The sequence below is a fragment of the Agromyces sp. NPDC004153 genome (genome assembly GCF_053603635.1).
The window spans coordinates 208549-221206 of the sequence record NZ_JBSGFY010000002.1; the positions used below are offsets into that span (position 1 = coordinate 208549).

The 12658-nt window shown below is 70.7% G+C and carries 10 protein-coding genes; 9 read left to right on the plus strand and 1 reads right to left on the minus strand.

From position 1 onward, the window contains the following. Positions 1-11: 11 nt before the first annotated feature. The 5 genes from ACWEOH_RS14970 (at position 12) to ACWEOH_RS14990 (ending at position 6219) form a co-directional block, all read left to right on the plus strand. Positions 12-1148 carry an aminopeptidase P family protein gene (locus ACWEOH_RS14970; RefSeq protein ID WP_452032312.1) on the plus strand — a complete coding sequence of 379 codons (1137 nt, stop codon included), beginning with the start codon at positions 12-14 and terminating at the stop codon, positions 1146-1148. A 118-nt stretch (positions 1149-1266) separates the two neighbouring features. Next, positions 1267-2682 carry a threonine/serine ThrE exporter family protein gene (locus ACWEOH_RS14975; RefSeq protein ID WP_452032314.1) on the plus strand — a complete coding sequence of 472 codons (1416 nt, stop codon included), beginning with the start codon at positions 1267-1269 and terminating at the stop codon, positions 2680-2682. Positions 2683-2993: 311 nt separating this feature from the next. Beyond that, positions 2994-4430 carry an APC family permease gene (locus ACWEOH_RS14980; RefSeq protein ID WP_452032316.1) on the plus strand — a complete coding sequence of 479 codons (1437 nt, stop codon included), beginning with the start codon at positions 2994-2996 and terminating at the stop codon, positions 4428-4430. A 38-nt stretch (positions 4431-4468) separates the two neighbouring features. Further along, positions 4469-4870, plus strand: a complete 402-nt coding sequence (locus tag ACWEOH_RS14985; protein WP_452032318.1) for a hypothetical protein — start codon at positions 4469-4471, stop codon at positions 4868-4870. Further along, positions 4867-6219: a M20/M25/M40 family metallo-hydrolase gene (locus ACWEOH_RS14990; RefSeq protein ID WP_452032320.1), complete on the plus strand. Its 1353-nt coding sequence runs from the start codon at positions 4867-4869 to the stop codon at positions 6217-6219. The genes ACWEOH_RS14985 and ACWEOH_RS14990 overlap by 4 nt, the downstream gene beginning before the upstream one ends. Positions 6220-6277: 58 nt before the next feature. Here ACWEOH_RS14990 and dinB read toward each other — a convergent pair whose 3' ends face one another. Further along, positions 6278-7474, minus strand: a complete 1197-nt coding sequence (gene dinB / locus ACWEOH_RS14995; protein WP_452032322.1) for a DNA polymerase IV — start codon at positions 7472-7474, stop codon at positions 6278-6280. A 156-nt stretch (positions 7475-7630) separates the two neighbouring features. On the opposite strand from dinB, the gene ACWEOH_RS15000 reads away from it, so the two are divergent. The 4 genes from ACWEOH_RS15000 (at position 7631) to ACWEOH_RS15015 (ending at position 12629) form a co-directional block, all read left to right on the plus strand. Then, positions 7631-8431, plus strand: coding sequence for a universal stress protein (locus ACWEOH_RS15000; RefSeq protein ID WP_452032323.1), 801 nt, complete (start codon positions 7631-7633; stop codon positions 8429-8431). Between the two features lie 143 nt (positions 8432-8574). After that, a complete protein-coding gene (locus ACWEOH_RS15005; RefSeq protein WP_452032325.1) occupies positions 8575-8859 on the plus strand; it encodes an NHLP leader peptide family RiPP precursor in 285 nt (94 codons plus the stop codon). 15 nt (positions 8860-8874) lie between these two features. Then, a complete protein-coding gene (locus ACWEOH_RS15010) occupies positions 8875-11217 on the plus strand; it encodes a TOMM precursor leader peptide-binding protein (protein ID WP_452032327.1) in 2343 nt (780 codons plus the stop codon). Beyond that, positions 11214-12629, plus strand: a complete 1416-nt coding sequence (locus ACWEOH_RS15015; RefSeq protein ID WP_452032329.1) for a SagB family peptide dehydrogenase — start codon at positions 11214-11216, stop codon at positions 12627-12629. The genes ACWEOH_RS15010 and ACWEOH_RS15015 overlap by 4 nt, the downstream gene beginning before the upstream one ends. Positions 12630-12658 lie beyond the last annotated feature (29 nt).

Genomic DNA, 12658 nt, shown 5'->3' on the forward strand with positions numbered 1-12658 from the left:
AGGAGGCTTCGATGACCGATCCAACGACGCAGGACGGACCTGCCCCGTTCACCGCCGCGGACTTCGCCGCGAGGCTGGAGCGCGCGGCGCGTTCCGCGGACTCGGCTGGACTGTCCGGGCTGCTGCTCACCCCGGGACCCGATCTGCTCTACCTCACCGGGTACGCGCCGGTGGCGATCACCGAACGCATCACCATGCTGGTCGTCCCGGTCGACGCCGAGCCGACGATGATCGTCCCGAGACTCGAACGGCCCGACGCGGAGGAGGCGGTCGGGGCATCCGTCTTCCGGCTCGCCGACTGGTCCGACGGCAGCGACCCGTACGAGGCCACCGCGCGACTCCTCGGGCCGGGGCGCTACGCGCTGTCCGACTCGGCATGGGCGATGCACCTGCTCGGGCTGCAGGGCCGGCTCCCCGACACGTCGTACGTGTCGATGACGACGGCACTCCCGATGCTGCGGGCGATCAAGGACGACGACGAGCTCGAGCGGCTGGCCGCGGCCGGCGCTGCGGCCGACGCCGCATACGGGGAGATCCTCGAGGTCCGCTTCGCAGGTCGGAGTGAAACCGACGTCGGCACCGAGCTGGCGGCGCTCCTGCGTCGGTTCGGACACTCGCAGGTCGACTTCACCGTGGTCGGCTCGGGTCCGAACGGGGCGAATCCGCATCACGAGATGGGCGACCGCGTGATCGAGCACGGCGACATGGTGGTGCTCGACTTCGGCGGCCTCAAGCACGGCTACGGATCGGACACCACGCGCACGGTCCACGTCGGCGAGCCCACCGAGGAGGAGCGCGAGGTGCACGAGATCGTGCGCCGAGCCCAGCAGGCGGGGTTCGAGGCAGTCCGGCCGGGCGTCGAGTGCCAGGAGGTCGACCGAGCCGCGCGCGCCGTGATCACCGAGGCCGGCTACGCGGAGTACTTCATCCACCGCGTCGGGCACGGGATCGGGCTCACCACGCACGAACCGCCGTACATGGTCGAGGGGGAACGTCAGCCCATGCAGCCGGGCATGTGCTTCTCGATCGAACCGGGCATCTACCTTCCGGGGCGGTTCGGCGTGCGCATCGAGGACATCGTCACGGTCACGGAGGAGGGCGGGCGCCGGCTCAACCGCACGCCCCACGACATGGCGATCGTGGAGTAGCGCCGCGTCGCGGCATCCGCCCGGGAAATGACGAACGCCACGTCCGTGGCATTCGCGCGGTCCCTGCTGCGCTCGACACCCATGGACCGTGGGGATAGCGTGTGCCTCGGGGGGTGAGATGGCCGACGCCAGTGACCGCGCGATCCTCCGCCGATTCCTCCTGGGACTCGCCGAGGGGATGAACGCGGCCGCCGAGACGGTCGACGGGATCCGCGACACGATGCTGGCCGTGTCGCGCGCCTATGGGCGTGACGACACCGACATCCTGGTGCTGCCCACGGCGATCATCGTGCAGACCGGGACGGCGGAGGAGGGCCGGGTCGCGCTGCGGTCGACGCTGACCCCGTCGTTCCGATTCGACCAGATCGCCGCGCTGTACGCACTCTTGGAACAGGCGAAGCGGGCGGCGATCGAACCGCTCGAGGGCATCAGGCGCCTGAACGAGATCGGCGCCATGCGGCCGAAGTACGGGTGGTTCGTGCGCACCATCGGGCACGCGCTCCTCGTGACGGGCCTGGCGCTCCTGTTGACGCCGACCTGGCAGGGAGCGGTCGTGGCCTTCGTGCTCGGCGCCTTCATCGGTCTGGCGAAGCTGGTGCGATCGCAGACGCTGCAGCTGGTGTTCCCGGTCTTCGCCGCGTTCGCATGCGCGCTCGCCGTGTTCCTGATCGCGCCCTATGTCGAGATCGGTGATCCGATCCGGCTGCTCATCGCCCCGCTCGCGACGTTCCTCCCCGGTGGGGTGCTCACGACGGGCACCGTCGAGCTCGCTGCGGGAGAGATGGTCGCCGGCGCGTCGCGTCTCGTGTTCGGGCTCGTCCAGCTCGCGTTGCTCTCGTTCGGCATCATCGCTGCGGGCACGGTGGTGGGCGTCGAGAGCTCGAGGTACCTGTCACTTGCAGCATCCGACCCATTCCCCTGGTGGGCCGCGATCGGCGGCGTGCTCCTCTTCGCCGTGGGAAACTTCCTGCACTTCTCGGCGCCGTCGTCGACGTTCGGGTGGGTGCTGCTCGTGCTGTTCGTCGCCTATGCGGGACAGCAGGTCGGCCAGGTGCTGGTCGGCTCGACCGTGAGCGGGTTCATCGGCGCCCTCGCGATGACCCCCGTCGTGTTGTGGATCGCGAGCCTCCGCCACGGCGTCCCCTCGCAGCTGACCTTCCTCCCGGGCTTCTGGCTGCTGGTGCCCGGAGCCGCGGGGCTGGTCGGGCTCACCGAGGCCGTCGGCACGAGCGAGGGCCTCCAGGACTTCGCCACCGCGCTCACGTCGGTGATGTCGATCGCGCTCGGCGTGCTCATCGGCACGGCGCTCTATCGCGTGGTGCACCGCGGCGCCGAGGAGATCGCGGCGTTCCACATCGACGTCCCCGCGGCGCTGGCGGAAGAGGAGGAGCCGCCGTTCTGGGCCCGGATGGTCCCGGGCACCCCGAGGTCGATCTGGGGGGCGCGTCGGCGTGCACCGCAGGCGTCCGCTTCGGATGGCGGGACCGGGGGAAGCGCGGCATCCGACCCTCGTTCCCAGTCGCCGAACGCGTGACTCGAGCTCGACGGCCGACGCCGAGCAGGAGCCGGCCCGGCGGCTTCGACAGTCGCTCGGCGCGTATTGACGAGAAATGAAGTTGGGAGCATCCTGAGTACCAGATCCGCATTCGATGCGTACGGCGATCTTGGGCCGGTCCCCATGTGGGCAGCGCGGAGATGCGCCGTATTGGGGGAGGCGGTCGTCATGGTCGAGCGATCGAGGTCGAATGTCGAGGGGCGCCGTCGCCTGCACCCGGTGACGCACCGATCGGGGTGGGCACGATGAGCGCCGCAGATGCCTCCGCCGGTCGCGACGATGCGTCGGGCATGACGCGCCCGAAAGCGCCTGCCGTGGCGTACATCTCGTGGGTCGCGCTCGCACTCATGACCACGGCGTCGGTCGCGAGCCTGCGGCCGGCGCCGACGATGGCGGTGTACGGACTTGCGTGCATCTTCCTGTACGTCGTGCCCGCGATCGTCTTCCTCATCCCGACGTCTCTGGTGTCGGCGGAACTCGCCTCGGGGTGGAAGGGCGGCGTCTACAACTGGGTGGCCCTCGGCATCTCGAAGCCGATGGGCTTCCTCGCGGTGTGGTGCCAATTCGCGATGACGATCTTCTACTACCCGACCCTGCTCGGGTTCGTGGCATCGACGCTCGCCTACGTGATCAATCCCGAGCTCGCGAGCAACGGCGTCTGGACGGCGCTCGTGATCGTGGTCTGCTATTGGTCGGGCGTGTTCATCTCGTCACGCGGCACCAAGGGTGTCGCGGGCCTGGCGAGCGCCGGACTCATCATCGGCACGCTGATCCCCGGCGCCCTGCTGATCGTGCTCGGCGCCGTCTACCTCGGCCAGGGCAACCCGTCGGCTGCACCGATGACCGCGGAGAACCTCCTTCCTCAGTGGGCGGGCCTCGCGAGCCTGGTCCTCATCGTGAACAACTTCCTGTCGTACAGCGGCATGGAGATGAACGCGGTGCACGTCTCGTCGCTGCGGGACCCCGCCAAGCAGTTCCCGCGTGCGATCTTCCTCGCGATGGGCCTGGTGCTGCTGATCTTCATCCTGCCGGCGCTCGCGATCAGCTGGATCGTTCCCGCGGATCAGCTCTCGCTCACCGCCGGCGTGATGCAGGCGTTCGACGCGGTGCTCGCGGTGTTCGACTGGCAGTGGCTCACCCCGATCATCGGCCTCGCGCTCGTGGCGGCCTCCCTCGGTGGCATGCTGACCTGGCTCGCCGGGCCGTCGAAGGGCCTGCTGCTGATCTCGCGCCAGGAGGGCTACCTGCCGCCGTTCCTGCAGAAGCTGAACAAGCACGGCGTGCAGCAGAACCTGCTCGTGACGCAGGGGATCATCACCACGGTGATCGCCCTCGGCTACGCGCTCATCCCGGATGTCTCGAGCGCGTACTGGATCTTCTCGGTGATCACGACGCAGGTGTACCTGATCATGTACCTGCTGATGTTCGTCGCGGCAGTGCGCCTGAGGCGGAACCACCCCGACCACCCACGCGGATACCGCGCGCCGATGCTCATCGGCCTGTGCGGCGTGGGCTTCGCCGCCTCGCTCGCGGCGCTCCTCGTCGGGTTCATCCCGCCGTCGCAGTTCGGCGGCGGAAACCCGTGGGTCTACTTCCTGATCGTCGCCGGCGGAGCCCTCGGGCTCGGCCTGCTCGTGCCGTGGCTGTTCTACCGGTTCCGGAAGCCGTCGTGGAAGCTGCCGGACGCCGCTGCGACAGCCGGTGAGTCGGAGGAGGTGGCGAAATGAGCACCGGGAACGAGCAGTCGACTCCGCGCCAGCGCTCCGTGCTCTACGTCGTCGTGTCGGTCGTCCTCGTGATCGTCGGCGTGTGGGCGGTGATCGCGTTCAGTTCCGCACGAGGCGCGCAGCGTGCCGAGGAGATGGCCGATGAGCTCGTCCAGCAGCTCGAAGCCGCCGGCGCGACTGCGCCGCCGCCCGAAGTCATCGCCCGGGTCCTCGGCGACGACGGCGGTGCGGTGTGCGCCGATCCGAACGCGGCGCTGAGCCGGGCGACGCTGTACGGAATGCTGACGACCGGCTCCGGCGGCCCGGGTGAGCGCCCGGTCATCACCGACAACAGGGTCCTCCAGGGTCAATTGGCGATCATCGAGGTGTACTGCCCCGACGAGTTGGAGGATTTCCAGCAGTTCGTCGACAGCCTCCAGACCACCTCGGCGAACGGATGACGGTGGACCTGCGCGCTCGCATCGGCGAGCTGATGGGTGGCGTGCGACCCGAGCTCGCCGAGCTCGTGGCGATGCGGTCCGTGGCCGACCCGCACCAGTTCCCGCCCGAAGAGTGCACGAAGGCCGCGGAATGGGTCCGCGACCGGTTCGCCGAGTTGGGCTTCGCCGACGTTCGACTCGAGCCCACCCCCGACGGCAGCCGAGCGGTCGTCGGGTCTCGTCCCGCGAGCGATCCGGACGCCCCGACGGTACTGCTCTACGCGCACTACGACGTGCAGCCGCCGCTCGACGAGGCGGCGTGGCGCACTCCACCGTTCGAGCTCACCGAGGTCGACGGGCGCTGGTACGGACGGGGAGCCGCGGACTGCAAGGGCAACATCGTCATGCACCTCCTCGCGCTGCGCGCGCTCGGCGACGACATCCCGGTGCACCTGAAGCTCGTCGTCGAGGGCTCCGAGGAGCAGGGCACGGGTGGGCTCGAGGCCTACGTCGCCGCCAACCCCGACGTGCTGCGAGCGAACACGATCCTGGTGTGCGACACCGGGAACGCCGCGGTCGGACGACCCGCTGCCACCGTCAGCCTGCGGGGCTTGGCCAACGTGGTCGTGACCGTGGAAGCGCTCGCCTCCGAGGTGCACTCGGGCATGTTCGGAGGCCCGGCGCCCGACGCCCTCGCCGCCCTCATCGAGATGCTCGCGAACCTCCGCGACGAGCGCGGCAACACGACGATAGAGGGGATCGATGCGACTCGGACCTGGCACGGCGAGCCGTACCCCGCCGAGCAGTTCAGGGTGGACGCGGGTGTGCCAGACGGCGTCGAACTCCTCGGCGACGGTGCCGTCTCCGACATGCTCTGGGCGCGACCGGCGGTGACCGTGCTCGGCATCGACTGCCCACCGGTGACGGGCTCGTCGGCGGCGATCGTGCCACGCGCCGCGGCACGACTCAATCTCCGGATACCGCCGGGCACCGACGCGGCGGCCGCTCACGACGCGTTGGTCGCCCAGCTGCGAGACGACGCCCCGTGGGGCGTGAAGGTCGACGTGCGCACGGAAGCGGTCGGCTCGCCGTTCGAGGCCTCCGTCGACGGTTCGGGATTCCGGGCGATGGGCGTGGCGATGCAGGAGGCGTACGGCACGCCGATGACGACGCTCGGGCAGGGCGGATCGATCCCCCTCTGCAACGTGCTCGCCGACACGTTTCCCGACGCGGAGATCATCCTCATGGGCGTGGAGGAACCCCTCGCGCTCATCCACGCGCCGAACGAGAGCGTCGACCCGTCCGAGATCGAGCGCCTCGCGCTGAGCCTGGCCCTGTTCCTGCGCAGTTACGGCACCGCACGCGACTGAGGAGGGGGAAGCTGCGACGGATGCCGAAACCGACCTGATCGCGATGGCGGTCGGTGCCCTATTCGTGTTCGGGCAGCATCGGCGGCGACCAGCCCGGGTCCCGCCCGAGTTGCGCTGCGCGTGAGACGGATGCTGCGCCGAAGCGATCGCGTACGGCGTCGAGCATCGTATCGAGGCGCTCCCCGTCGTCCCAGTCGATCGGCAGCTCGGGCTGGACGCTGTCGGCGCGCGCCAGCTGCGAGAACGAGACGCCGATCAGGGTGATGCCGCGCTCGGCGATCCGGGGCTGCGCGGCGGCGAGCAACCCCTCCGCGATGGCGAGCAGCACCGAGGTGCGGTCGGTCGGGGAGCGGAGGGTGCGCGATCGGGTCGCCTTCGCGAAGTCGCCGTAGCGCAGGCGCAGGACGACCGTGCGGCAGACCCGGTCCCGATCGCGGAGGCGACGGGCGAGCCGATCAATGAGCTGGGTGAGGATGACGTCGAGTTCGTCGGGCGAGCGCGGGCGGGTGCCGAGCGCGCGTTGAGATCCGATCGAGCCGCGGCGGTGCGTGCTGTCGACCGGGCGCGGATCGCGCAGCCGGGCCAGCGCGTGCAGGTGGGCGCCGGTCGCCGTGCCGAGCAGCCGTTCCGCGGCCGCCGCTTCGAGCTCGGCCAGTTGCCCCACCGTGCGGATGCCAAGCCGGTGCAGCTTCTCGGCGGTCACGGCACCGACGCCCCACAACCGTTCGACCGGCAGCGGGAGCAGGAACTCCTGTTCCCGCTCGGGCTCGACCAGCAGCAGCCCGTCGGGCTTGCTGACCGCGCTGGCGACCTTGGCGAGGAACTTGGTGCGCGCGATCCCGACCGAGATGGGCAGCCCGACCTCCGCACGAACCCGTTCACGCAATCGCATCGCGATCTGCTCGGGCGTGCCCGCGATGCGACGCAGACCCCCGACCTCCAGGAACGCCTCGTCGATGGAGAGCCCCTCCACGAGCGGCGTCGTGTCGCGGAAGATCGCGAACACGGCTTTGCTGGCCTCCGAATACGCGTCCATCCGAGGAGAGACGACGACGGCATCGGGGCACAGGTCGCGCGCCTGCCGGCCGCCCATCGCGGTGCGCACCCCACGGGCCTTCGCCTCGTAACTCGCCGCCAGCACGACGCCGCCGCCGACGATGACGGGCCGGCCGCGCAGCTCGGGCGCGTCACGCTGCTCGACCGAGGCGTAGAACGCGTCGAGATCCGCGTGCAACACGGTCGCCTCGCCCCGCATCCCGCCCTCCCGTCGAACATCTGTTGTACGGATCGTCGCACGCACCGGGGACACCGGGTGGAAGGCCCGAGGGACCTTCTACCCGTCGTCCGAGCATCCGTTGCGGCAGACTCGGCCCGACGGAGCGGAGGTGCGGTCATGCACGAGGCGACGGTAGTGGGATGGGATGGAGGCAGGACCGCCGAGGCGGCCCTGGCATGGGCGATCGCGCGAGCCGAGCGGCAGCCCGCCGAAGCACGGAAGCTCAGGATCGTGCGCGTGTTCGACGAGGCCGCGATCACCGGGGAGGACCGCGCGATCGAGGACCTCGTGCGCGTCGCCGAGTCCGCCGCCGATGCGGCGGGCGACCGGGTCCGAACGGAGCATCCGACGTTGGAGGTCGAGGTCGAATTCGTGCGCGACGAGCCGGGCGAGGCGTTGCGGGACCGGACGGGCGATGACGTCGTCGTCGTCGTCGGTGCGGAGAACGGGCGCACGGACGAGTACTGGCACAGCTCGAGGCTCGGCGCGAGGCTCTGCGGCATGGCCGATGGGCCGGTGGCGGTGATCCCCGAAGGCGATCTGGCGACGCGGACGGGTGTGCTCGTCGCCGTCGATCACGGGCTCGCGGCTCAGGGCCTGTGCCGGTTCGCCGCAGCCTTCGCGGCATCCGCCGGCGAGCCTCTGCACGCCATGCACATCGGTTCGCGATCGCACACGGTCGGCGCCGACGTGGAGGAGCTCGAGGACGCGCTCGGTCCGGCCCGGCGAGAGTTCCCCGATCTCGAGATCGTGACGCACGTCGAGTCGGGCCCGACGGCGACGACGCTGCTGCGACGCGCGGAGGATCACGACACGGTCGTGGTCGGTTCGCGCGGGCTGGGCGCAGTCGGGAGGATGTTCCTCGGATCCGTGAGCCATGCGATGGTCACGAACGCCCGCTGCCCGACGATCGTCGTGCCGCCGGCGCGCCGTTGACGAGGTTCAGGGATCGGAGCAGCGTCGGAGTCGATCCTCAGCACGAAAAGTCACCTTCAACCCATGGCGTCGCGCGCTGATTTGCGGAATCGTGTGTGGCACAGAGGGGGAGCTGCCCCTCCGCTATCGACAGGGGGAATGCAATGTCCGACGCATCGAACGCTTTCGCCAGGGTGATCGCACGTGCTTGGGGCGACGACGCCTTCCGCGCCCAGCTGCTCGCCGACCCGAACGCGGTGCTGGCAGGCGAGGGCATCAACGCACCCGAGGGCAAGCGGTTCGCCATCGTCGAAGACACCGACGATGTGGTGCACGTCGTGCTGCCGGCTCGTCCGACCGAGCTGTCAGACGACGAGCTCGACTCGGTCGCCGGCGGCATGAGCTACATCCCGCCGTGCGGCACCCGGGACGGCGGCTTCTCGCTGTAGCCCGAAGAACCGAGCGTGCGCCCCGTCGCCGACACCACGACGCGGCCCGACGTCTCCGCCGCGGCATCCGTCGCCGCAGGCGCCGAGCCGCGCTGGGCCGTCGACCCTCGCGTCGTGCTGCGTGCGCTCGACGGGAATGGACTCGTGGTGCTCCGTGGGGACGAATCCACCCTGCTGCGCGGGGAGGTCTTCGCGGCGATCGTCGAACTAATCGACGGTGCCCGCACCTCCGATCAGATCGTGGACGAGATCGGCGATCGAGTGCCGGCCGCCCATGTCTACTACGCCATCCAGCAGATGCAACGGCGCGGCCTCATCGTGCCGACCGCGGAGCCCGGCGCGATCGAGGAGCGCGCCCTGTGGTCCGCCATCGGCGCTGACGCCGAGGATGCCGAGATCGGTCGCAAGGCCGTCGCGGTGTTCGCCACGGCCGGCGTACCCGGTGACGTGCTGGCCGCCACCCTCGATGGCCTGCAGGCGGATGCCACGACCGCGCGGCTCTCGCCGGGCGCGCCGACGTTCGACGACGACCCGCCCGACCTGCTCCTCGTGCTCTCGAGCGACTACACCGATCCGGTCCTGGAGGGGATCAACCACGCCTGCCTCGCCGCCGGCGTGCCCTGGCTCCTCGTGCGGCCCGACGGGAGCGAGCCGTGGATCGGCCCGCTCATCCAGCCCGGGACGACCGCCTGCTGGGAATGCCTGATGAACCGCCGCCGCATGCATCGGCGCATCCACGCCGTGCTCGGTCACCCCGACGGGTACTCCGTACAGGTGCCGATCGTCTCGACCGCGCAGTCGGCGGCGCTCATCGGGCGAATGGCCGCCCTCGAGGCGTCGAAGGCGCTGCGCGGCATCCGTCCCACGGTCGTCGAGGGGGCGCCCGACGGGTCTGCGATCATCACGGAGCTGTCCGTGGCCGACTGGACGACGCAGCAGCACGTCGTCGTGCGCCGACCGCAGTGCCCGGCGTGCGGCGACCCGACGCCGCCCGAGAGCGCACGGGTGGAGCCGCGCGCCGAGCGGGCTCACGGACACGACGACGGCGGCCTGCGCACGGTGCGCGCCGAAGAGACCCACCGGCGTTACCGCCACCACGTCAGCCGCATCTCGGGTGCGGTCGTCGAGCTCGCCGAGCAGCCCACCCCGTACGAGGGCGTGCACGTGTGGTACTCCGGATCCAATCTCGGCCTTGCGCCGAAGGACCTGCTGACGATCGGGCGAAGCCTCAGGGCCGTCACCGCGGGCAAGGGCACCACGGCCGAGCAGGCGCGCACGGGCGCCCTCGCCGAGGCCCTGGAGCGCTACTCGTCGACCCGCCACGGCGAGGAGCGCACCGTCCGCGGGTCATTGCGGGAACTGCGGCCCCGAGCGCTCCACCCGAACGTCGCCATGCTGTTCAGCGAGGAGCAGCTCGACGACGCAGCATCCCTGGGGTCCACGCGTACCTCGTGGTTCAACTCCGTTCCGGCGCGGTTCGACGAGGATGCCGTCATCGACTGGACTCCGGTCTGGTCGCTGACCGACGAGCGTGAGGTGCTGCTGCCGACCGCGTACTGCTTCTACGGCACCCCCGGCGACCGCGAGCTGGGCATCGTCGCCGACTCGAACGGCTGCGCGGCCGGCAACACCGTGACGGAGGCGCTGCTGCAGGCGTTCTTCGAGCTCGTCGAGCGCGACGCGGTCGCGGTGTGGTGGTACAACCGCCTGCGCCGACCGGCCGTCGACCTCGCCGGCCTCGGCGACCCGTGGATCGACGACATGATCGAGGAGTACCGGTCGAAGGGCCGGGAGGTGTGGGCGCTCGACGTCACGACCGACCTCGAGATCCCGGCCTTCGCGGCGATCTCGCGGCGCACGGATGCCCCGTTCGAAGCCCCGCTGCTCGGCTTCGGCGCTCATCTCGATCCGCGGATCGCAGTGCTGCGCGCGCTGGGCGAGATCAACCAGATGTCGCCGGTCGACGTGGACCTCGACGACGCGAATCCGCGGGACGCCGACCACGAGCTGATGACGTGGCTGCGCACCGCGACCACCGAGAACCAGCCGTACCTCGTCCCCGACCCCGACGCGCCCGCGTGGCGATGGGCCGACCACCCCGCCGAGACCGGGGCAGACCTCGCCGAGGACGTGCGCATCTGCCGCGAACGGGTCGAGCGGTCGGGAATGTCGATGTACGTGCTGGACCAGACCCGACCCGATATCGGGCTGCCGGTCGTGCGGGTCGTCGTCCCCGGATTGCGTCCCTTCTGGTCGCGCTACGCACCCGGCCGCTTGTACGACGTGCCAGTGCAACTCGGATGGCTGGGGAAGCCGAACACCCGCGCCGACCTCAACCCGATCCCGTTCTTCCTGTGAATGCACCACTGCTCCTCGCCGTGCGCGGCGAAGTCCACGACGCGACGATCGACGGAGTGGCGGCATCCGTGCTCGCGTGGACGGGAACGACGATCGCGGTGCCCCTCGTCGACTCGCCCGAGGGGCGAGCATTCGAGCGGCTGCGCGAGGCGCCGGCGACCGCCGAAGAGCTCGACGACATCGCCGCCCGTGCGGGTGCCACCGGGCTCGCCAGATGGTTGCTGTGGAGCGGGCGCGCCCTGGCGCGCGGACTGCTCGTGTACCGGGTGGTGGATTCTGATGGCGCAACCTTCGCCGAGGTCGTCCTCGTGCACGATGACGTGCCGGATGTCGCGCGCGGCCTGCCGTCCTCGATGACGACGACCGCTCGCCTGCAGCTGTCCCGGTTCGCCATGCTGCACCGGCGCGACGGCGCGCTCGTGCTCGAGTCGCCACTCGCCCCCGTGCGCGTCGAGCTCTCCCCGCCCGCGGCCGCCCTGGTCGCGACCTTCGCCGCTGCGCGAACGCTCGACGACCTCGCCCCGGGGGAGACCGACCGCGAAGCCGCGCGGAGCCTGATCGCCGTGCTCGTCACCACCGGCATCCTCGTCGCGCTCGGCGACGACGGTCGGGCCGACGAGGACCGCGACCCCGTGCTGTCGCAGTGGGAACCTCACGACCTCGTCCTGCACACCCGTACGCGCACGTCCGGGGTCGACGCGCCTCGGGGCGGCACGTTCCGGTTCGCCGACCAGCGGCCCGCGCCGCCGGCGCTGCGGCATCCGGTCGGCGCTCCCGCCATCATGCTCCATCGCCCCGACCTCGACCGCCTCATCGCCGAGGACGTACCGTTCGCACGGGTCATGGAGGAGCGGGCGTCCCGCCGACGACTCGGGACGCTGGACGCCGCCCGGCTCGGCGAGTTCCTCTACCGCACGGTGCGGGTGCGGCGGCAGATCCCGGCGGGCGATGACCCGACGGCGTATCCGCGCACCGATCGACCGCACCCCGCCGCCGGCGGGATGCACGAACTGATCACCTACCTCGCGATCGCGGACTGCGACGGCATCCCGGCCGGGCTGCACCGCTACGATCCCGTCGGTCACGGGCTCGACCCCGTCGCGGCATCCTCGCCCTCGATCGACCGCCTCCTCGATGACGCGCGGGCCGCCGCGGCGGCGGAGCGCACGCCACCCGTGCTCGTGATCCTCGCCGCCGACTTCGCGCGACTGTCCTGGAAGTACGAGGGGATCGCGTACGAGCTGCTACTCAAGGACGTCGGGGTCGTCCTCTTCAGCATGCAACTCGTTGCGACGGCGATGGGGCTGGGCAGCTGTCCGCTCGGCGGCGGCGACTCCCGGGTGTTCTCGATCGCCTCCGGACTCCCGTTCCTCGATGAGACCTCGGTCGGCGAGCTGATGCTGGGATCATGAGGATAGTCTGCAGACAGGGGGAGTCATGC

What these genes read in the sequence shown, in the direction of transcription:
- ACWEOH_RS14990 (WP_452032320.1), top strand. Translation starts at nt 4,867, where the DNA reads ATGACGGTGGACCTGCGCGCTCGCATCGGCGAGCTGATGGGTGGCGTG.
- ACWEOH_RS14970 (WP_452032312.1), top strand. Translation starts at nt 12, where the DNA reads ATGACCGATCCAACGACGCAGGACGGACCTGCCCCGTTCACCGCCGCG.
- ACWEOH_RS14980 (WP_452032316.1), top strand. Translation starts at nt 2,994, where the DNA reads ATGACGCGCCCGAAAGCGCCTGCCGTGGCGTACATCTCGTGGGTCGCG.
- ACWEOH_RS14975 (WP_452032314.1), top strand. Translation starts at nt 1,267, where the DNA reads ATGGCCGACGCCAGTGACCGCGCGATCCTCCGCCGATTCCTCCTGGGA.
- dinB (WP_452032322.1), bottom strand. Translation starts at nt 7,474, where the DNA reads ATGCGGGGCGAGGCGACCGTGTTGCACGCGGATCTCGACGCGTTCTAC.
- ACWEOH_RS15005 (WP_452032325.1), top strand. Translation starts at nt 8,575, where the DNA reads ATGTCCGACGCATCGAACGCTTTCGCCAGGGTGATCGCACGTGCTTGG.